This is a genomic window from Pinibacter soli, from assembly GCF_029961145.1.
GTDB classification, from domain to species: domain Bacteria; phylum Bacteroidota; class Bacteroidia; order Chitinophagales; family Chitinophagaceae; genus Pinibacter; species Pinibacter soli.
The window spans coordinates 764,766-786,230 of record NZ_JASBRG010000007.1 but is presented as its reverse complement, the minus strand read 5'-3'; the positions used below and the strand labels follow the sequence as shown (position 1 = coordinate 786,230).

Sequence of the window (21,465 nt, the reverse complement as noted above, 5' to 3'; positions counted from 1 at the left end):
AAGATTGCCATTTTTATGAAACTTCTACACCTGCTGTATGAGGATGTGCTCAGAAGAAATCCGAAAGTATTTGCGCTTCCGCTTTCTTTTCTTACCCTCTCCGCAACCGGTTCGTTTGCCGCCGGTTCACCCGACAAAGTAATCGTTAGTAAAAAAAATGTTGCTGCGCATATCATCGAAGGAACGGTAAGGAATGCTACCGGGACTCCGTTGCCGGGCGTAAGCGTAATGATCAAAGGATCAAAACTGGGTACCACCACCGATGCTAAGGGCCAGTTCAAATTACAAGTGCCTGATGAATCCAAAAACGCGACACTCATTTTTTCGCAGGTCGGTTTTAAAGATCAGAAAGTAAGCATTAGCGGAAAATCGCAAATCGACATTACGCTTAAAGAAGAAGCTAAAGCGCTGAACGAAGTGGTGGTGATCGGATACGGAACGGTAAAGAAGAAAGACCTGACAGGTTCTGTTGCTTCCGTAAAAGGCGAGGATCTTGCCAACGTGCCTGCACTGAATGTGATGGAATCTATACAGGGAAAAATTCCCGGCGCGGACATTACGCGTAGCAGCGGACAAACAGGCTCCGGGGTAAACGTGACCCTTCGGGGAAACAGATCCATACAGGGAAGCAATAGCCCGTTGTTTGTTGTAGATGGCGCAGTGTATTATGGTAATATTGCCGACATCGATCCAAACGATGTACAATCGATCGACGTTTTGAAAGATGCGTCTTCCACTGCCATCTATGGTTCACGCGGTGCCAACGGCGTAATCGTGATCACAACGAAAAGAGGCGTGAATGGAAAAACACAAATCGGCGTAAATGCTTATGCAGGTTCTTCCCAGGTTGCACGCTATTATGATGTTGCCACCGGTCCGCAATATGTTGACTGGAAACGAGAAGCGAACAGAGCTACCGGCAGGTGGAATAGCCCGGCTGATGATGCGCTTGTTTTCAGCCCTTCTGAACTCGCTGCTATCCAGGCAGGCAAATGGACGGATTACCATCCGCTCTTGTTGCACAATGGTTTGCAACAGGATTATCAATTCAACGTAACATCAGGAACCGAGAAAACGAAGATCTATTTCTCCGCAGATTATTACCAGGAAAACGGCATTCTGAAATTGGACGCACTCAAGCGTTATTCAGGTCGTTTGAATATCGATCAAACCATCAGTAAAATATTCAAAGCCGGTATGCAGGCGCAGATCGTTTACTACAATCAAAGTCTTCGCGGCGATCCTTTAAATGCTGCCAACAAGATCAATCCATTGGGTGCAGCTTATGACAGCGCCGGAAACTTTGTTCTGCAGCCACTTCCGGGAGGAGCGTACAGTCCTTTGACAGATGAGCAGCCCGGTACTTATACAGGTCAGGGGCGCAACAACAGGACATTTGCAACAGTGTATGCAGAGTTGGTTCCGCTTGCAGGATTGAGCATCCGTTCAAGTTTCACCGCAAACTTGTCCAACTCAAGAACCGGTTACTACTATGGCACCAACTCCCTGGCAAGAGGAGGCTCAGCGCCAAGATCACAATACAATACATCCGGTTCTGCTGATATACTTTGGGAAAATGTCATCAGGTACGATAAAAAAATACACGATCATGCATTTACTTTAACCGGCATTACCAGCTATCAAAACCGCACTACAGATGGCGGCGCCGCACAAGGCGATGGTCAATTATTGGCTTCGCAAATATTTTATGGCCTTGGTTCTGCAACATCTGGTTTGATCGCTTCTACAAGTTATTCCCGCCAGGACATTGTTTCAGGTGCGGCACGGTTGAACTATTCTTACAAAAGCAAATACCTGCTAACCTTAACAGGCAGAGCTGATGGCTCATCAAAACTTGCAGAAGGACATAAGTGGACATTCTTCCCATCTGCTGCTGCCGCGTGGCGCATTAGCGAAGAATCATTTTTGCAATACAACAAAGTTCTTAATGATCTGAAATTACGTGTGAGCTATGGGATTGCGGGCAATGATCCTTACAGTCCTTATGTTACCCAAAGTTTGTTAACCCCTCAGCCTTATTCTTACGGCGAAACGCTTGCTCCGGGCTACACTTACAATCCACAGATAGGCAACTCTGATCTGCAATGGGAGCGTTCTTCAACAGTTGACATCGGTCTTGATTTCGGTTTTCTGGGCAACCGTATCAGTGGTACGATCGATTACTATGATACACGTACTAATGATTTGTTGCTGCCAAGAAAACTGCCGCCAACTTCCGGTGTAACATCAACGGTGCAAAACATTGGCGCAACAAACAACAAAGGCTTTGAGTTGATGCTAACTTCCAACAACCTTGTATCACGCGATTGGTCATGGACAACATCGGTAACATTTACAAAGAATATTGAAAAGATTACAAGGCTTGTAACTGACGGGGTAAATGATATAGCATCAGGTTATTTCGTTGGCCACCCAACTTCGGTGTACTACGATTATGAGCGCCTTGGCATCTGGAAAACAGCCGAGGCAACAGAAGCCGCAAAGTATGGACAAAAGCCGGGTTCCATTAAAGTGAAAGATCAAAACAATGATGGAAAAATTGATAGCCAGAACGATCGCGTGGTATTAGGAACGCCACGTCCAAAATGGAGCGGCGGTCTTGACAACACAGTCCGTTACAAAAACTTCGATTTCAATATCTACGTCTTTGCACGTGTGGGTCAAATGATAGCACCGGATTATTTGGGTGTAAAAACAAACTACGGTGAGAATACTGCACAAGCGGGTTTGAATTACTGGACACCGGAAAATGAAAACGGCATGTATCCGAGACCTAATGCAAACGGCGGGTTCCTGTATACATCCACGCTCAACTATACAAACGGATCTTTTGTGAGAATCCGGGACATCACTTTGGGATATACTTTCCCTAAATCAATCAAGGCTTTCAAGAACCTGCGCATCTACGCAAATGCGAAAAACTACTTCACATTCACGCATAGCAGAATCAACGACTATGATCCTGAAAGAGGCGGTTCTGAAAACTTCCCGATGACTAAACTTTTGACAGCCGGTATTAACGCAACCTTTTAATTTTTGAGTGATGAAAAAAATAAATCTTTATATAACATTGGCAGTTGTTACAACCTTGCTAAGCATCTCTTGTAAAAAAACACTGACTGAATATAATCCCGGAGGCTTTACATCCGAAGCGGTGTACACAACGCCGGAGGGCTTTGAAACACTAGTAAACGCTGCATATGAATACCAGCGCTGGTGGTATGGGAAAGAAGAAGGCTACAGCCTTTCCGAAATGGGCACCGACATTTGGACAAGCGGTTCCGGCGATGTATATCCTGAGCTGAACAAATACATCAACTTGCAAGCAGGCAGCAGTGCTGTTACAACAGAATGGCAACAACTGTATGCAGCCATCAATCTTTGCAACACCGGCATCAATCGTATTGGTAAAGCCGGTTACAGCGAATCTCAACGATTGATACGTGAAGGCGAATTACGTTTCTTACGAGCATTTTATTATTGGCACATTGTAGAAACTTGGGGCGGCGTGCATTTCACTTTGCAGGAAACAACAGGCATTGTAACAACTGCCAATAAAACTCCGGTAGATACTTTTTACAACCAGATATTCAGGGACCTGCAGATCGCAGTTGCCAATTTGCCGGCTACAACTACCAACTACGGACGTGTAACCAAACCTGCTGCCAAAGCGTTTTTAAGCAGAATGTATCTTTCGCGCAACATGAACAGGGAAGCAATTGATGCCGCAAACGATGTGATCAAAAACTATGGATTTTCTTTGCAAGCCAATTATGCAGATCTGTGGAAAATGAGCAATCTGCAAAATAAAGAAGTAGTGTATGCAGTGAACTATTCTGCCAATCTAAGTTTGAATGATTTGAAAGATGCCATATTGTTTCCCAACGGACACGGAAGAGGTGGCAACAACGGACACATGCTTTTCTTAATGAAGTATGACGATCAACCTGGCTTGACACGCGACATCGCTAATGGAAGACCGTTTGTGCGATATGCGCCAACACGCTATTTGCTAGATCTGTTTAACGAAGATCTCGATGCCCGTTACCAGGGATCTTTCCAAACCGTTTGGTTTGCAAACAGCACTTCAAGACCGGCAGGTATGAACATCGGCGACACTGCAGTACTTACTTCAAAGAACAATGTATCTTCTGCAGGAAAAATTTATCGCGTGTATGATCGTAGTAAAACCTATAAGGCAGATGGCACTTTGCTGGACAATGGCCACTACGTTACGTTGTTGAAATTCCAGGATCCTACAAGGCCGAGCTCAAACGAACAACAAAGTGCAAGGGATGTATTTGTGATCAGGTTGGCAGAAATGTATTTGAATGCCGCAGAAGCCTCATTCAAACTAGGCAATCTTGATTCCGCAGCTTACTATATCAACATTGTTCGTACAAGAGCGGCAAAATCAGGCAAAGTAGACGCCATGAAAATAACTTCTTCGCAAGTCAATCTTGATTTTATTCTTGACGAACGCGCAAGAGAATTTGCCGGCGAACAACTTCGCTGGTTCGATCTTAAACGCACAGGCAAACTGATCGACCGGGTGAAGACAGACAATCCAGATGCAGCAACCAATATTCAAACTTTTCATACGGTGAGGCCAATACCTCAAACGCAGATAGATGCCGTTACGAACCGTGATGAATTCAAACAAAATGATGGATACCAGTAGGGGCGAATCGCATTCGCCCTCCAATACCGAATCGCATTCGCCCTCCAATACCGAATCGTATTCACTTTGCCACATCCTGACGAATGATCAACCATTCTGCGGGCGTAACACTGAGAATGCGATTCGCCATTATACTTAATGTCTACAACCAGTACAGTACCACACGGTCCATTCATCATATTTTGATATCTTTATTCAATTGTATTTATTGACGATTGTTGCGCTGTGATATGAATAGAATAACCCGTTTTTTTTACTGTCTTTACTTCCTGTGCCTTTGTTGTAGCTACGTTGCATCGGCGCAGTCCAAATGCAAACTCGAACATTACTCCACCGAGGATGGACTTTCGCACGATATCATTTCATTTATATTCAAAGACAAAGAAGGTTTTATGTGGTTTGCCACCTGGAACGGCATCAACCGTTTCGACGGCCGTCACTTCGTTTCATTTAAATCTTCACCCGGCGACCAATCGTTTTTAAAGAACAACAGAATAGACCAGATCATCGAGGATGATTATCGCCATTTGTGGTTAAAATCGTACGATGGGCAGATCTATCGTTTTGATAAGCAGACAGAACAATTCATGCCGCTTTCCACCATACTGAGATCTCCGCAGTATCAGAATGTTTATTACACATCCATATTTTCCATTGATCATGAAAACATGTGGGTAGGAACAGAAAATGACGGATTGCTGTTGGTAATGAATATAAACGCCGATTCATCCAGTTACATCAACTACAATGCTAATGAGGTTACTTCATTCAAATTGCCTTCCAACAAAATCTCTCTTTTTAAAAAACTGAAGAATGGAACCGTATGGGTTGGTACGCCGCAAGGATTGGCCTGTCTTGTAAAAGATAAAGATGGCGTTTATAAACGCAGAGATTATGCACTGCTTAAAAATGTAGTCGATGTAAAGTGTGTTGAGGAACGCAATGACCAACTGTATTTTGGCACTGCAAGCGGCGATGTAATTATTTACAACAGTATTACTGATAACCTATCTTCTTTCAATACGGGAACTGCTAAAATAAACTCACTGCTTGTCGATCACACGAGTGATCACCTGTATGCAACAACTGCCGCGGGAGAGCTTTTGTCAATCAACATTTCCACGCATCAATCAGAAAAGTTTGTGTATCCTGATCATACTGAACTCTCGACCATTTTTCAGGATAAAAACAATAACCTTTGGATAAAACCGGCAAGAGAAGGAGTGGTGAAATTTTCTCCCAATGATCATCGTTTTAAAACATACACACAGAAGACGAATGCGAAGAAAATTTATCCCGGGGATCACTACGCGATATTCGAGGACAGCAAAGGAACAGTTTGGATAAATCTTTTAGGCGGCGGCTTTGGTTACTACAACGCAGCAAAAGACGTGGTGGATTATTTTTTCAATGAGCCCAATTCGCCCAACCGTAAATTCTCCAATATGGTTGCAGCAGTTTATTATGATCCTTCAGGCATTTTGTGGATGCGCACAGATGAGCGCGGTATTGAGAAGATCACTTTTCAGCAAAACGACTTCAACCAGCAACTGCTGATGGATCCAGGCGTTTTCCTTTCAGACAATGAAGTGCGCGGTTTGTTGCAGGATAGAAAAGGACGGCTTTGGGTGGATTCAAAAAGCAATCATTTGTACGTTTTTGAAAATGGAAAGGAGCAACATCTCAAATTTCAAAATATGCCCCAAAACGGCATGGGTCTGATATACACAATGATGCAGGACAATGCCGGTGCCATTTGGCTGGGCACAAAATCCAATGGTTTATATAAAGCTGTTCCGGTAAACCGCGAAGAGACTTCCTATAAACTATATCATTTTACATTTGATCCTTCCGGTGCAAATGGCATCAACGGCAAAGAGATATACACTTTGCTACAAGATAAAAAAGGCCGCATCTGGATCGGCACATTCGATAACGGACTTACTGTTGTACGTTGCAGCAATGATCCTTCACAGCTTGTACGTGATAATATTTCGGATGGCTATTCGAAAACACGATTCCGGAAAATCCGCCACATGGCGCTGGATAAAACAGGCAACGTGTGGATAGGCACAACTGACGGCTTGCTGATTGCTAACACAAAAGACGCAGATAAGTTAACCTACACCGCGTATCAGAAAAAACCGGGCGACATCACAGGTTTGAGTAACAACAATGTGCAGTTTATTACCAAAGATTCAAAAGATAGAATGTGGATTGCTACAGCAAACGGACTCAATATGGCAATAGGTGACCATCCCGAAAAGGAGTTGCGCTTTGCTGTTTACTCAGAAGAAAACGGTTTGCCAAATGACTATCTCTTAAGTTGCGTCGAAGACAAACAAGGTAACCTGTGGATCGCCACACAAGCCGGGCTTGCAAAACTTAATCCTGATGGAAAAACATTTCGCAACTACAATTCATTCGATGGTCTGCCCAAGTATGCATTTTCCGAGGCATCCGCTATTCGAATGTCTGATGGCAAATTGGCATTCGGCACTTTAAGAGGTTATTTGGACTTCGATCCGCAAGCGATAGTCGATCATCCAATACAAGCTGCTATCGCCTTTACAAATGTGCAGATCAATAATAAAGATGTGTCCCCTACGGCAAAAGGAAGTCCAATGACATTGGCCGCAAACTACACGCAGGCGTTGACTTTGAAGCATGATCAAAACATTATCAGCATAGATTACACAGTTCCTGATTTTCGTTGGAACAGCAAGGCATCCTACGCTTATCGCCTGAAAGGATTCGATGATGAATGGCATTACAACCGGTTTGAAAACAGGGCAACTTACACCAACCTTCCGCCGGGCAAATATGTGTTTGAGGTAAAAAGCGTGAACAACGAGTTGTACAGCAATGTGCCCGCGAAAAGCATGAGCATTACCATTCTTCCACCACCATGGAAAACATGGTGGGCCTATGCAATTTATGGTGCGCTTGCTTCGCTCGCATTTCTGTTGATACGCAGAACGGTGCTGACAATGCTTCGCCTCCGGCAAAATATTGCGCTGGAGAAAAAATTGTCGGATATTAAGCTCAACTTTTTTACCAACGTATCACACGAACTAAGAACGCCTCTAACGCTTATTATTAATCCGGTAGAAGAAGTGGTGAAACAGGAACAACTTTCTCCACGCGGAAGACAATACATGGAAGTGGTGCGAAAAAATGCCGGACGAATGAGCCGCTTTGTTGATCAACTGCTCACGTTGCGAAAACTGGAAGGCGGCAAGATGAAGCTATTCATTTCTAATATTGATGTGGGCCTCTTTGTGAAAGGAGTGTGTGCCTATTTCGATGAAATGGTGAAAGAGAAACACATCGACTTTCGGATTATCAATGAATTGCCAAACGCTGAAGTGTGGATGGATGCAGGCAAAATTGAAACGGTCGTTTATAATTTGCTCGGCAATGCATTTAAGTTTACCGCCAACAATAAAAGCATCCATGTCACCATAAAGAAAGGCGCGACGGACAACAACATTGTTCTTGAAGTCGCCGATCAGGGAACCGGCGTGCCCGCAAACAAGCTCGCACATATATTCAAACTCTTCTACGAATATGAGGGCGCTGATGTTCAAAATACAAAAGGTATAGGCATCGGACTTGCATTGTGTAAGCAACTGGTTGAGTTGCATGGAGGGTCCATCGCTGCGGAAAACAATACCAAAGGTGGTCTTACAGTGAAGGTCACTTTACCGGCTGGTGCACAGCACTTTGACAAAGAAATTGTGCAGTTCATCGATAATGAAATGCAACAACCGGTGGAAACAAATATGGAATCAAACCCGCAGCCGTTGGTTTCATCTGAACAAGCAGATGAACAGGATAAATCTACACTAATATTATTGGTAGAAGACAACGCCGATCTCCGTTTCTTTTTAAAAGATCAACTGGCAGCACACTATCGTATAGAAACGGCGCGGAACGGAGTAGAAGGTTTGCAGAAAGCCTCAGAACTTATGCCGGACCTCGTTTTGAGCGATATCATGATGCCCGAAATGGATGGCTTGGAAATGTTGAGTCGCCTTAAAAATGATAATCAAACCAGTCATATACCGGTGATCTTACTCACGGCGAAAAGTGCTGTTGAAAGTCAAATCGAAGGGCTTGAATTTGGCGCCGATTATTATATAGCAAAACCGTTTAGCCTGGACCTGTTATTTGCAGCGATACAAAACATCATAAAAAAACAAAAGCGAATTCTCAATACTTTACTCGACAATAAAAAGATCATACACCTAGTCTCTGAAGAAATACAAGTGCTGCCACAGGACGAGATCTTCCTGCAGAAAGTAGTGGACACAATTGAAGAAAAAATGACCAATCCTGATTTTGATATTGATACAGTGGCAGAAACCCTTGCCGTTAGCCGCAGTTCTTTTTATAAAAAATTCAAGGGGCTCACAGGAATAGCGCCGGTTGAATTTGTAAGAGAAATGAGATTGAAAAAAGCGGAGCAATATTTGAGATCCGGCTACAATAACATTTCCGAAGTGGCTTACTTGGTGGGCTTTAATGACCCGAAATATTTCAGCACCTGCTTCAAGGCAAAGTATCAGATGACACCTAAAAAATTTATACAGGAATGCCAGCAAACAATGCAGAAAGATTAATAGCGGACAGTTCTTGCGGTTATCAATTTTTCAACTTATTACCACAGAAATTAAACGTCGGTAATGGATGGAAGCTATAGTTTGCGGCAACGTACAGGAATGCAGTCAAACTCGTTTCGCCACAGGCTGCCATGAAAAATTATTTGCCATAACCGGAAAAAGAAAATCGACGACCATCATGCTCAAAAAAATTATTGTTGTTTGCCTTGCCACAACGGCATTTTCATTTAGTTTGTTTGCCCAAACATATCCCTATCAAAACCCACGCCTTTCTGCAGACGAACGTGCGAAAGATCTGCTCGGTCGAATGACACTTCGTGAAAAGATCAGCCAGACGATGAATGGATCTCCGGCAATCGACCGCCTCGGCATACCAGCCGTTGATTGGTGGAACGAAGCACTGCACGGCGTTGCAAGAGCAGGTAAAGCCACCGTATTCCCTCAAACAATTGGCCTCGCTGCTACATTCGATACGGCCGCTGTGTACGAAACCTACAACATGATATCCGATGAAGCAAGAGCGAAACATCATGAATTTAAGCGCAACAATCAATTGAAACGATACCAGGGATTAACTTTCTGGACGCCCAATATCAACATACTCAGAGACCCGCGATGGGGTAGGGGAATGGAGACATACGGTGAAGACCCATTTCTTACCGCATCTATGGGAGTGGCCGTGGTTAAAGGATTGCAGGGAGATGGCACGCAGCCTTATGACAAGACACATGCATGTGCAAAACACTATGCTGTTCATAGCGGACCAGAGTGGAGCCGACATAGTTTTGATGCAAAAAATGTTTCGCAGCGTGATCTTTGGGAAACTTATTTACCCGCCTTCAAAGCATTGGTAACCCAAGCGAAAGTAAAAGAAGTGATGTGTGCATATAACAGATTTGAAGGTGAGCCTTGCTGCTCAAGCAAAGAATTGCTGGTAAATATTTTGAGAACCAAATGGAAATTTGATGATATCATAGTATCAGATTGCGGCGCCATTAAAGACTTTTACGCGCCTGGGAAACACGAGACCCATCCCTCTGCAGAAGCGGCATCTGCTGATGCGGTGATATCAGGAACAGATCTGGCGTGCGATGGTTCCTATGCCTATCTCGAAAGTGCAGTCAATAAAGGTTTGATCACCGAAGCAGATATTAACAAATCTGTTTTTCGTTTGTTGCGTGCCCGCATACAACTTGGCATGTTCGATGATGACAGCCTTGTTTCATGGTCGACCATTCCTTATTCAGTTGTTGAAAGCAAGGAGCATGTTGCGAAAGCATTGGAGATGGCAAGAAAAAGTATGGTGTTGCTGAGCAATAAAAACAATATTCTTCCCCTCAGCAAGTCGATTAGAAGGCTTGCGGTTGTTGGGCCAAATGCAAATGACTCTGTGATGTTGTGGGCAAATTACAATGGCATTCCATCACATTCAGTAACCATCCTGGATGGAATACGCTCGAAGTTGCCCACCGAAAATGTGATCTATGAAAAAGGCTGTAGCCTAGTCGACAAGAATGTGTTTTACAGCTACATAAATGCATGTCAGTTCGATGGAAAGCCGGGCTTTAAGGCCACATTCCGGAATAGTAAAGATTTCACCGGACCGGTTGCTGCAATCGACCAGGTGAACAAGCCATTAAATTACGATGGCGGTGGAAACACAGTGTTTGCGCCAGGAGTGAATCTTTCCGATTTTTCTGCTCGTTTTGAAACAGTGTTCACTGCACCTCAATCAGGTGAAGTTGTTTTTACAATAAGTGCCGATGATGGCTATCGCTTGAATATAGATGACAAAGAAGCGCTGTCATCATGGGGCATTGGTAAGCAACCACGCAAGACGTACAAACTTGCCGCAGAAAAAGGAAAGAGCTATCGCATCGTGTTGGAATATTTTCAGGCGGAAGGAAATGCATTTTTGAATTTTGACCTTGGATATTATCAAGACGTAGATCCCGCTGCAGTTGCAGATCGCGTAAAAGATGCCGATGCAATTGTTTTTGTTGGCGGTATTTCTTCGGCGCTGGAAGGTGAGGAGATGGGTGTTGAATTGCCCGGCTTTAAAAAAGGCGACAGAACAACTATTGATTTGCCAAAAGTGCAGGAGGATTTATTGAACGCATTAAAAGCAACCGGCAAACCGGTGATCTTTGTTCTATGTTCAGGTAATACAATTGCATTGCCCTGGGAGAATGATCATGTCGACGCGATCCTGGAAGCATGGTATCCCGGGCAACAAGGTGGAACGGCAGTGGCTGATGTTTTATTTGGTGATTACAACCCTGCGGGCAGACTCCCACTGACTTTCTATAAATCCACACAAGACTTGCCAGCCTTCGACGATTATTCAATGACCAAAGGAAGAACGTACAGGTATTTCAAAGGCAAACCAGTGTATCCGTTTGGTTATGGCTTAAGCTTCACAACTTTTCAATACGGGAAAGCAAGCTTAAGCAAACCTGTCATTGCAGCAAATGATTCTCTTCTTATAACAATACCTGTGAAGAATACCGGCCACATGGATGGTGATGAAGTGGTGCAATTGTATGTAAGAAATTTACAGGATCCACAAGGGCCAATTAAATCACTGCGCGGTTTTAAAAGGCTCAATATAAAACAGCAACAAACAGCGACTGCGACTATCACGTTGAACAATAGTTCGTTTGAATTCTTCGATCCACAAACACAAATGATGAAAGTAAAAGCAGGAAAATATGAGTTGTTATATGGAAGCAGCTCCGCGGATAATGTATTGCAGAAAGTGATGGTAACGGTGCGTTTATAAGTCTATAGGGTGGACTAAAAATATCGACTAGAATATAGTGTATGAGTGCCTTTATATAAAGTAGTTGTTATTTTGTATTGATAATTTTATCCCTCGATATCCAATTGGTTAGAGCGGTGTCAGTTACATCAATTGAAGATTTACTTGTTATGAAAAAAGTGGACTCTATACCGCGCATATAATAAATAAAACTGCTTATCCATCCTCAACTGAGATGAGGGGCTATTCTAAAAAATCAATGCCCATGCGATTTTTTTGACGTGTTAAATCCCCACGTTCCGTTAACTGCGAAATAATTTTTGGGTGCAAAGTGCGAGATACCCGTGCCTGCAGTAATGCCGAATTGTACCAGGTCATTAATCGTATAAGCTAAGCTGGCATCAAGATTATTTTGTACCATATCGTCATTAATGAAGCCGAAACACTCAGCAGTAACCATCCACCTCTTCTTATAGTAGTAGGAAGTGCTGGCATTATAAGTGAAATTAGGTGAAGTAGAATATCCATCCCATAGCAAACCGCCGCTTAACCCGAATATCCATTTCTCATATAAGGCCTCCTGTAAGCTAATCTGCAGAACGGGGGAAAAATAATTTATTGTAAATTCTTTTGTTGAAAGGAAAGGAATTGCCAGTTGCGCAGAAACGATAACAGAAGGGCTATTATCGTTGTCCCGTAATACCTGGTAATTGGCACCGACCAGAACAGGTTCTATTCCTGTAGTGTTTTGTTTGCTTGAATATGACTTGTTCTTTGCCGTGATCAAACTCATCTCTGTATTTACTTCCAGGCGATCGCTGAGCGCATAGTGCAGAATTAAGTTAGGATAAATGATAGTTGTCAGTTGTGAGTCAATGGTCTCTCTCCCAATCTCCCATTCAGCCTGGAAATCATTTTTATCTAATGCGAATTGGCTCTCAGACTTAAACCGTCTCCCTTTTTTGATTCGCTTTACGACCTGGGCTTCGCAGCTAATTGTCAGTACAATCAACAAAAGGAGGGTTAGCAGATTTCTCATGACCTTAAAATTTACTCATAGACTACACTTTAAGATTTTGTGCATTCAACTCTCAAACAATGAAATTCTTTGAAATAAAGTTAAGCTCAAAATGCTTTGCTTCATCTATAATCTCCGTTTAATGGAATTTCGTCTTAATCAGTAAAACCCAACTTTTCCTTTCATCGAATCAAATATTTTTTTTGAATCATAACCTATTCCATTCCTGAAGACAAACTGAACTTTACGTATGTCGGATATATTCTTTGAAGGGTCTCCATCAATAATTAAAATATCTGCAGATTTACCTGCTTCAATTGATCCGGTAGTTTTAGCACGACCTAACGCAATCGCTCCATTTAGTGTTGCGATTTTTATTGCCTGTAAGGGAGTGAAACCATCTGCCAGCACTAACAACTCTATTGCGCGCCAGCTTCCTATACCTGCAATTGTGCCACCGTTCCCTGTTGGGTCAGTTCCTACAGTGAGCAAGCCTCCCATGTCGTAGAACTTTTTTTCAAGTTTCGCATTGGTATTAAATACTGAGTCCATTCCAGAGGGGCCTTGTTCTGGTTTTATATCTTTCAATTGCTCCAGATAGTAGTTTTTGCTATCCGGTGAAAACATATCAAGCAGCTCGTTAGAAGGAGGGAGTTGAATATTATTTAATCCCTCGAAAACTGCAAGGGTAGAAGTGATTCCTGTTTTTTTATTGATAAGCTGGCGGATTGTTCTATTTACAATGTCGCTGTTGATATTCAGATTGAGCAAGGAATAAAGTACATTTACCGGACATGGGCCATAGTTGGTGTTTGTTCCCACGAAATCAGAGCCAGCATAAAACCCATGTTCCAGGTTGTCAATTTCCAATTCAGCAGCATCGGCATAAGTTGTTTGGCATAAATGTCCTGTAACTTTCAGATGCCTTTTATGAGCAGTTTCAATTACAGCTTTGCAGATTGACTTGTCAGCGCCGCTATAAATTTTAAAAGAAGTAAATCCCTCATCAGCCCAGAAGTTTACGAATCTTACTGCTTCGGCAGGGGTTTTTATTTCCTTCATTTGCGGAAAGTCCATGCCTGGTTCTTTTTGCTCTGCGTATGGCGCCGTCAAATCAATATAAGGACCAGGATATGTTCCGGCATCGATGTCTTTTTTTATTCTTAAATCGGAATAAGGCTCTATGCTACCACATGTTCTTATCGAAGTAACGCCTGCAGCCAGGTACAGACGAGGAAAACTGATGGGTAATTGTTTCAGAAGAAAATGCATGGGGTCAAACGAAAACGCCGAAGTGAACATATGCTCATGTAGCATATTGAAGCCTGGTAAAACTGCTTTACCATTTAAATTGATGATTGTTGCCGTAGAAGGTATTACGGCATTATTATCATCCCCAACCCAGGAAATTTTACCTTTTCTGATGACGATAGTTTGTCCGGACTTAGGTTGATTCCCATTGCCATCAATTAATAAGGCATTCTTCAAAACGATAAGAGAATCGCTATATGCAATATATTTTTTCGTCTCGTCGCTAAATTTGGATTGTGAAAATGCAACGAGTGAAAACATACAAAGTAATGATTGAGCAATTAATACTTTTATCATACGGTAATTGTTATGTTAATTTATGAAAACCATTAAAAAGTATTTGTTTTTTAGAAGCACTTCAGCCGCTTTATTGCCAAACCAATGTTATAGCCAGTTTTTCTATTTCTCTTGTCGTTCGACATAAATACCTGGGTTCAAAACCTTTTCTAAATCGTCAATTTTGAGTAAGTCTTCTATTGCCTGTTGAATACATTCTCTTGTCAATTCCTTTACAAACAAGTCTGGTGGTTTTTGATAAAGTCCGTTTAAATTTTGTCCCGTTTGCCTGTCTTCATTAATTGCTGTTTCTAAGTATTTATATGTCCATATATTTAGTCCATAATGTCGTCCGTCTTCTAAGTCAACATGAATATTGCAAAACTGGTTTTCAATGTCCCAATTATTCGGGTCAACTTCTTCAAATTCTAACCACAGTTTAAAATTTAGTTTAGTCAATTGTCTATTCATAGCAATATTTTGTTGGGCGTTCGGGCTTTTGTCTGAAGTTCTTTTGTTCATACTATTCTTTGTCCGGTTTCAACGTCATGGTATAAAATTCGTGTTCTATCCGGCATATCAAAATTCATTTTGTCAGTCCCACAAAATTTGTTGCCTAATATCTTTTCAGCTTTGTCTTGTTCTCTCTTGGTATAAAAAAATGTATAGACTTTTTGTAATTGATTTGCAGTGGATAACGACTTTAAAAAATCCACGTTTTTATTTGGGCCAGTTAGAATAAATTCCTCAACGTTTGAGTTAACCAAAGCTGAAACATCTTCCAATGAACCGAAATTCATCAATCGTATGTTCTTCAGGTTAGTCAATTTGGATAAGTCGGGCAGTACTGCTATTTGTTTTTCATCTTCCATTCTAAGTTTTACAAGATTGGCCAACTTTGAAACTGCTCGTATGTCGGATAGTTGTTTGACCCATAGTACGTCAAGCTCTTCCAGTTTTGTCAAGCTTTGTATGTTGTCAAAGTTTTTTGAAGTTCCAAAGCCAATATAAAGCTGTTTCAATTCCGTTAGCTCATTTAAAAAAGGTAGTTTTTCAATTGAATGACCTGTCAATGCTAAACCTGATAATTTCGGTAGTTGAGTAATACTTTCAAGGCTGTTTTGATTTCTTACTACAGATAGATATGTCAAGTTTTTTAACTGAGCTAATGGCTCCAATGAAATCTTCTTCAAATTAAATTCTCCAAGTTGCAAATGTTCTAAAGTGTCGGTAAGAGCCAGGATTGGAGTCAAGTCTGTTACACTAGTGAGAAAAACCCTTAGAGCCTTTATTCCTTTATAAAACTTTAAAAAGTCTAAGTTGTAATTTTTGTCTGCATCCCAAGTATCACCCCAGCGTCCACCAAAATGTGAGACCTCGATTCCGTCTATTTTATGAGCTAATATTTTTTCTGCGATTTCCTTATGCTGATTGCCCGATAAGCTGTCTGATATTTTTACTAATGATGTTGTTCTCATGATTTGTTCATATTTAGCGTGTCGCTATAGCCTGACCGCTAACCCTTCCGACCGCCAAACTTTTGCAAATACATTGTTGTATGAAGTTGTATTAATTCCCGTGAGGATTTAAACTAGGCCAGCTTTTTTTATCACGCACGTAAGTATCAAGAAATAATTTTATTGAGTGATTCACCTCGTCAAAGTGCTCTATTAAACTATGTTGGCCACCTTCGAAAAATTCAAAACGCAAAGGATGTTTAATTTTATAAAGCACATTCACCATTTCTAATGCTTCCTCGGGAGAAACTCGCCAGTCAGCGCTTCCTGCCAACAAAAATAATGGAGTGGTTTTACATATTTTGTCGGCCCAATATACCGCAGACCTTGATTTTAAAGCAGAATCTCTATTTGTAAAATAACCTGGTACCAATTCAGAAAATACAGAATCCATTTCAGGTCTTTTAGAAGTATTAATCAATGCATTAGTCAGCACTCTCAAGAAAATCTTTTGTTATCTGCACTGAGTCATAAATTATATAGTGATTTATATAGGTCATGTTGGCGATATTGTCCCCAATGTCAATGTTAAAATTTCCTAATTCATGACCCGTCTTTATATCAGGGAAGCCTTTGATTAATTTAATCAAACCGTCAGCGTTTAATATTTTCCCATGTCCATAAAGAAGAAAATCAGTATCCGTTAAATTTTTAATTTTGTCAAAGTTCTTTGTCTGAACCGCATCAAAAAAGTCATTCATTACCAACTGTAATTTCTCGGTGTTTTTTGTTTTAATGTCTTGTTTGCAACTCAGTAAAAAAATGAATGAGACTGCGAAAACAAATTTTATAACTTTCATATTTTCTTTTGTTTTTTTATATAGGAAATGCCAAATAATTGCCCACACTGTACAGGGCTTTATGCAGGTTGGAAATTAGCAATTCGTCTGGCGATAGCTGTTTGAAATTATTTTGGTGAAGTTAAAAACTAGAGTTTTGCGTTGCTTGTCCAGCCTCCATATTGCCAAACTTTTTGCTGTGCGGCATATCAGGTTCCATTAGGTTCGAGAGTAGGCCACTTCTTTGCTTCTTTAACATAGATATCAAAAAACAACTTCATCTGCCTATATATTTCATCAATGTATTCCATAAGTCCATGCGTGCCGCCTTCAAATAAAATAAATCGAACCGGATGTTTTATCGTATACAGTTTATCAACCAATGGTAGCACTTCATTAGTGGGGACTCTCCAGTCTGCAGTACCCTGCAAAATCAGGATAGGAGTTGATTTATTCATTTGTTCAGCAAAATAAAAGGCAGATCTCTCTTGTAATGCTGCCATTTTGTTTTTGCTATAGCCAGGTACAAGTTCTAAGTATAACGAATCAAATTCCGGACGGTCCTTCATTCCTTGCACTTCATCAGCCGAACCGGAAATACTAATCGCAGCTTTGAAACGATTTGTTTTTGTAAGAGCCTTATAGGTCATCATTCCTCCTCTGCTAACACCGTAAATGCCCATTCTTGAAGTGTCCGCATTAGAAATAGAGGCCAGCAGGGGAATTAAATTCATTACATCATCAATGTCTTTTCCTCCAAATTCTTCCTTTCCCTCCCCGCCATCGTTTCCACGATATTGACTGCCGACAACAACATAGCCCCAACTGGAAATGACACCCATGTAGCCTAACATCTGGTAAGTATCAATTTTACCAAAGTCCTGATTACCTCCCCTGTTAAAAATAAGACAAGGAAATTTTTCGGCACCATGTGGAACGGCCATATAACCTGTTACCTTCAATCCATCAGATAAGTAAGTGATTTTATAATAGTCAACATGTGATATTGAGTCTACGATTTGTGGAAGAAATTTTTTTGTTGCACTTATTATGTCATCAGTAATGCTAATTTTTTCCTGATCAATTATCTTTCCATTTTGACAAAAACATACATTGATCACAAACAGACTTAGAGTCGTCAGAATATATTTCATACTGTACTAGTTTTTCAAAATTATTTACGCACAACGGTCAGGGCTTTGTGCAGGCGTGGCATTGTTGCAGTGTGCGCCCACAACTGATGCTGATTAAATATATTTTGTTTAAGTAATGTACAAAATCTGATAGTTGTTTTTCTGGCCGAACTGAAGCAGGGATTTTCAATTGGCTCATTTTACTGGGTCAACCCCAACTTGCAGAAAATCCAACGTTAGTGGCTTGCGCTTTGTCATTTTTTTGTTTGTACAAGTGTAACCGTCGCCACAGCCTCAACCCATTCTCCTTGCTTTCTGTCTTTCCATGTCTTGTTTTCAGGCATAAAGTCGCATAATTCAATGTGAACTGGTGTAGGCTCTTGCCATGTTTGTCCAATGTGTCGAAGTTCAAGAACAACTATGTCGCCAGTAATTTTTTCACCAGAAAATTTTTGGTCAAGTTGTACAACAGCAGCAGTTGATTCATTTTGTCCTTGAATTGGATAACTGTTCCACTACGCTTTGAGGCTGGCGGATTTTTTAAAAATAATGGGTCATAGTCATAGCCTCTTGACAATTCTATTTAGTCTCAGACTTGTAAAGGTTGTGTCAATTTAAAGTTCACAGTCTTCGCGTGAGAAATTAAAGTGTTATCATGCTTTTGGGTTGGTTGTTGTCGAGTGTTACAACTTACAAGAAGTGCCACAAGCAAAACTGTCAACGCTGAAATTATAAGTTTTGGAAGTGTCTCATTTTGTATTGCACTAACTCATAAATATACGCATGTTTCTCAACCCTTAATACTTGCCGAAATGTTTTTTAAACATTGATATCCAACAATACATTTCAATTTACGCAAATGGAGAATCATATAATGCGATGTGTTTGCGTTCAAAAGTTATTGTCAATTTGCCGGTTCAGCCAATGCTTCGCCACCTCGGTCACATGGCGAGGGCTTAAAGGTTAATTGTGAACTTAATATTTTTCCCCATAAATCGAAAGCTTTTTAAGAAAATAGCGCCCTTTTTTTCAAACCAACAAGTTGAGGTTGCCGATAACAAAAGATATTCAATTTCCCCGGGACCATTCAGCGATACAATTCAAAGCCTTATTCGATAGCTGGCATCTAGTTTAATAAAAAAACCATCGCCCCAATTGTAATCTGTCAGATAATTTTTATTATGGCCATTACCTGTTCTTAATTTTCGCATAATGCCGTAGCCGGCTTCGCCAGTAAATACAATATGCTTTGTTGCGTAACAATCAATAAATCCGCCAAGCTGGTTATCATCAATGCGTAGGTAGTTGCCATTGTTTAATTTATACGAGTTGGTAATAAATCGGAAAGTGGAGCCGATATAAAAATGATTATTGAGCTTGTGTTCAAAAGTTAATCTTCCGGGCAATATACCAAACAAATTATTGCGGCTATTTATGTGCCAGTCAATGCCTGCAAGTGGTATGATAAATGGTCCGAAAAATTCGCTGTTGGCATAAACGCCAAACTTATATTTCAGGTTGTTATTCTTTTTGTAAACAGCCAAAAAGATGCCTCCCATTTGAAAAGCGTTATCCGGTTTTAAATTTTCGCTGTTGATACGGGGTATGGCAGCAATTGTAAGCGACCAGTGCGTTGTATCAAGGGGGATAACGGCGCTAAGTGCCAGGGCAACACTACTTACCGGGGGAAGGAATGATTTATTTGAAGAAGAATCAATATTCCAATTTTCATATATCGGGCTAATAACAAAAATGATATTCTTCTTTAGTTGTATGGGAAGATCAGGGCCTATGAAAAGATGACTGAATGGCGTTCCTGCTTTTGATTGAGCTTTAAATCCATACGTGTACCTTACATGAATTGGATCCACATAAGGCTGAGTAAAACCTTTCAATGAAATAATGATTAGAATTGCGGGGAGGAACTGTTTCATCATTTATTACGGTTGGGTAGAAGGTGCAATAACTGCATTTTAGTAATACTTTCGTTAGCCGAAGGATCATTCTAAGATGTCTTGAAATCAGTATTTACTTTAACTCCTTTGATTAAAGTTTGATAAACTACGCAATATCTTTCTGTAAGTTTAGATAAACTTGCCAACTGTTCGCTATCAATTTTGCCATCAAGAATAAAAAATAATCGTATCTCTTGGAATCCGACAGGAACTTCTTTAGAAACACCCAAGGTTCCTCTAAAATCTAAATCTCCCTCTGCTTTGATTGTTCCAGTTATTGAATCTATTCCAATAGCTGTTGCAACAGCTTTAAGTGTTACACCTGCACAAGCAACTAATGCCTCAAGAAGCAAATCACCGGAACAAGCTAATAAACCGTTTCCTCCGGTAGCAGGGTGAAGACCTGCCTGAATTAAAGCACGCCCGGTTTCGACTTTGCATGATATACCTTCGCCAATGGTTCCATTTGCTTTTAGTGTGATAATGGCAGACTCGGGATGTTGTTTGTATTTTGCCTTAAGTGGTGCTTGTAGATTTTTAAGTTCTGAAGAGTTCATACCATTTCATTTTAGAATTGTAAAGATCATTTGGGTTTTCGGCTAGCAGCCAAGGGCTTGGCGAAGGTTAGGCATTAGCATTCCTTCTGTTCGCTTGGCCATTAAAGAGTTGATTCGTTTAAGCCAAATTACTACAGTCGGGTCAGAATTCCTATTGATGATGGGCCAATTACTTCTGCCCAACTCTTGCAAAGCCATTGTTAGCTGCCACCCTTCTTTCGTCCCACATGTAAGGCTACAACATAGGTTTTCTCAGAGGATGGGCTGTCCCACGAGTCGCGTGTTAAAATAATATCATCGTCTTGTTCTGCTGTCCTGTTAAAGCACGAAGAGAAAATTTCTAAGTCTTCAGTTTCTCGCTTTTCCATTTTTTTTAATTCCTCACTTAAGTGTCCCAATAATTTTATTTCTAATTCTGTTGGTTTATGAGTCTTTTTATTTTTTAAAAGCATTGACCAATAGTTAATACACCTGTCAATTTTTTTGTTCCCCCAATAGTAGATATTTACTTCAGGTTTTGCATCTTCAATAGAAACATAGTCCATAAGTCCATAAGAAGTGAAAATGTCGGCTCGATTTTTTAGATCATCTCTTCTTATCGTAATACGTCCGTTTGGGTCACTTAAAAACGGTGAAATATCGATGTCGTTTTTATGTTTTGCAAAAGTCTGTATGCCAATTAAAATATTCGTTTGTCGGAAAGGTTTGCCATATTGGTCAATAATATCAATATGTACAACGTCAGGTATGAAAAGTGTCTGCATAAATTATTAGGTGTGTCCCATAGGGTGGCAGCTAATGAACCAGGCTTGGCGAAGAACTGGCATTTGA

The 21,465-nt window shown here is 40.9% G+C and carries 15 protein-coding genes; 4 read left to right on the top strand and 11 right to left on the bottom strand.

Annotated elements, in window-relative coordinates:
• Positions 1-15 precede the first annotated feature (15 nt).
• Entirely contained in the window at positions 16-3,054 is a 3,039-nt protein-coding gene (locus QJ048_RS14060; RefSeq protein WP_282335010.1) for a SusC/RagA family TonB-linked outer membrane protein, read from the top strand.
• Positions 3,055-3,064: 10 nt separating this feature from the next.
• On the top strand, positions 3,065-4,702 hold the full coding sequence (locus QJ048_RS14055; protein WP_282335009.1) for a RagB/SusD family nutrient uptake outer membrane protein: 1,638 nt from the start codon (positions 3,065-3,067) through the stop codon (positions 4,700-4,702).
• Positions 4,703-4,893: 191 nt separating this feature from the next.
• Here the strand turns inward: QJ048_RS14055 and QJ048_RS14050 are convergent, their stop codons facing one another.
• Positions 4,894-5,055, bottom strand: coding sequence for a hypothetical protein (locus QJ048_RS14050; protein ID WP_282335008.1), 162 nt, complete (start codon positions 5,053-5,055; stop codon positions 4,894-4,896).
• A gap of 39 nt (positions 5,056-5,094) precedes the next feature.
• Here QJ048_RS14050 and QJ048_RS14045 point away from each other — a divergent pair, with 39 nt between their 5' ends.
• Both QJ048_RS14045 and xyl3A read left to right on the top strand, forming a co-directional pair.
• Positions 5,095-9,327, top strand: coding sequence for a hybrid sensor histidine kinase/response regulator transcription factor (locus QJ048_RS14045; protein ID WP_282335007.1), 4,233 nt, complete (start codon positions 5,095-5,097; stop codon positions 9,325-9,327).
• Positions 9,328-9,394: 67 nt separating this feature from the next.
• On the top strand, positions 9,395-12,109 hold the full coding sequence (gene xyl3A, locus QJ048_RS14040) for a xylan 1,4-beta-xylosidase (RefSeq protein ID WP_282335006.1): 2,715 nt from the start codon (positions 9,395-9,397) through the stop codon (positions 12,107-12,109).
• 235 nt (positions 12,110-12,344) lie between these two features.
• Here the strand turns inward: xyl3A and QJ048_RS14035 are convergent, their stop codons facing one another.
• The 10 genes from QJ048_RS14035 to QJ048_RS13990 all read right to left on the bottom strand — a co-directional run bounded on the left by QJ048_RS14035 (position 12,345) and on the right by QJ048_RS13990 (position 21,398).
• Positions 12,345-13,127, bottom strand: coding sequence for a transporter (locus QJ048_RS14035; RefSeq protein WP_282335005.1), 783 nt, complete (start codon positions 13,125-13,127; stop codon positions 12,345-12,347).
• 138 nt (positions 13,128-13,265) lie between these two features.
• Positions 13,266-14,714 carry an amidohydrolase family protein gene (locus QJ048_RS14030; protein WP_282335004.1) on the bottom strand — a complete coding sequence of 483 codons (1,449 nt, stop codon included), beginning with the start codon at positions 14,712-14,714 and terminating at the stop codon, positions 13,266-13,268.
• Between the two features lie 102 nt (positions 14,715-14,816).
• On the bottom strand, positions 14,817-15,215 hold the full coding sequence (locus tag QJ048_RS14025) for a hypothetical protein (RefSeq protein WP_282335003.1): 399 nt from the start codon (positions 15,213-15,215) through the stop codon (positions 14,817-14,819).
• Positions 15,212-16,171, bottom strand: a complete 960-nt coding sequence (locus tag QJ048_RS14020; RefSeq protein ID WP_282335002.1) for a leucine-rich repeat domain-containing protein — start codon at positions 16,169-16,171, stop codon at positions 15,212-15,214. Before QJ048_RS14020 ends, QJ048_RS14025 begins: the two co-directional genes overlap by 4 nt.
• A 91-nt stretch (positions 16,172-16,262) precedes the next feature.
• Positions 16,263-16,604 carry an alpha/beta hydrolase family protein gene (locus QJ048_RS14015; RefSeq protein ID WP_282335001.1) on the bottom strand — a complete coding sequence of 114 codons (342 nt, stop codon included), beginning with the start codon at positions 16,602-16,604 and terminating at the stop codon, positions 16,263-16,265.
• A gap of 31 nt (positions 16,605-16,635) precedes the next feature.
• On the bottom strand, positions 16,636-17,010 hold the full coding sequence (locus QJ048_RS14010) for a hypothetical protein (RefSeq protein WP_282335000.1): 375 nt from the start codon (positions 17,008-17,010) through the stop codon (positions 16,636-16,638).
• Between the two features lie 188 nt (positions 17,011-17,198).
• On the bottom strand, positions 17,199-18,143 hold the full coding sequence (locus tag QJ048_RS14005; RefSeq protein WP_282334999.1) for an alpha/beta hydrolase family protein: 945 nt from the start codon (positions 18,141-18,143) through the stop codon (positions 17,199-17,201).
• Between the two features lie 1,079 nt (positions 18,144-19,222).
• A complete protein-coding gene (locus QJ048_RS14000; RefSeq protein WP_282334998.1) occupies positions 19,223-20,059 on the bottom strand; it encodes a DUF6268 family outer membrane beta-barrel protein in 837 nt (278 codons plus the stop codon).
• A gap of 68 nt (positions 20,060-20,127) precedes the next feature.
• On the bottom strand, positions 20,128-20,634 hold the full coding sequence (locus tag QJ048_RS13995; RefSeq protein ID WP_282334997.1) for an OsmC family protein: 507 nt from the start codon (positions 20,632-20,634) through the stop codon (positions 20,128-20,130).
• 200 nt (positions 20,635-20,834) lie between these two features.
• Positions 20,835-21,398, bottom strand: a complete 564-nt coding sequence (locus QJ048_RS13990) for a hypothetical protein (RefSeq protein ID WP_282334996.1) — start codon at positions 21,396-21,398, stop codon at positions 20,835-20,837.
• Between the last annotated feature and the right edge of the window lie 67 nt (positions 21,399-21,465).

Excerpts from the sequence above, each read along its gene's own strand:
- QJ048_RS14005 (WP_282334999.1), bottom strand. The coding sequence starts at position 18,143 with ATGAAATATATTCTGACGACTCTAAGTCTGTTTGTGATCAATGTATGT.
- QJ048_RS14055 (WP_282335009.1), top strand. The coding sequence starts at position 3,065 with ATGAAAAAAATAAATCTTTATATAACATTGGCAGTTGTTACAACCTTG.
- xyl3A (WP_282335006.1), top strand. The coding sequence starts at position 9,395 with ATGGAAGCTATAGTTTGCGGCAACGTACAGGAATGCAGTCAAACTCGT.
- QJ048_RS14015 (WP_282335001.1), bottom strand. The coding sequence starts at position 16,604 with ATGGATTCTGTATTTTCTGAATTGGTACCAGGTTATTTTACAAATAGA.
- QJ048_RS13995 (WP_282334997.1), bottom strand. The coding sequence starts at position 20,634 with ATGAACTCTTCAGAACTTAAAAATCTACAAGCACCACTTAAGGCAAAA.
- QJ048_RS14025 (WP_282335003.1), bottom strand. The coding sequence starts at position 15,215 with ATGAACAAAAGAACTTCAGACAAAAGCCCGAACGCCCAACAAAATATT.
- QJ048_RS14035 (WP_282335005.1), bottom strand. The coding sequence starts at position 13,127 with ATGAGAAATCTGCTAACCCTCCTTTTGTTGATTGTACTGACAATTAGC.
- QJ048_RS14060 (WP_282335010.1), top strand. The coding sequence starts at position 16 with ATGAAACTTCTACACCTGCTGTATGAGGATGTGCTCAGAAGAAATCCG.
- QJ048_RS14000 (WP_282334998.1), bottom strand. The coding sequence starts at position 20,059 with ATGATGAAACAGTTCCTCCCCGCAATTCTAATCATTATTTCATTGAAA.
- QJ048_RS14010 (WP_282335000.1), bottom strand. The coding sequence starts at position 17,010 with ATGAAAGTTATAAAATTTGTTTTCGCAGTCTCATTCATTTTTTTACTG.
- QJ048_RS13990 (WP_282334996.1), bottom strand. The coding sequence starts at position 21,398 with ATGCAGACACTTTTCATACCTGACGTTGTACATATTGATATTATTGAC.
- QJ048_RS14020 (WP_282335002.1), bottom strand. The coding sequence starts at position 16,171 with ATGAGAACAACATCATTAGTAAAAATATCAGACAGCTTATCGGGCAAT.
- QJ048_RS14045 (WP_282335007.1), top strand. The coding sequence starts at position 5,095 with ATGTGGTTTGCCACCTGGAACGGCATCAACCGTTTCGACGGCCGTCAC.
- QJ048_RS14030 (WP_282335004.1), bottom strand. The coding sequence starts at position 14,714 with ATGATAAAAGTATTAATTGCTCAATCATTACTTTGTATGTTTTCACTC.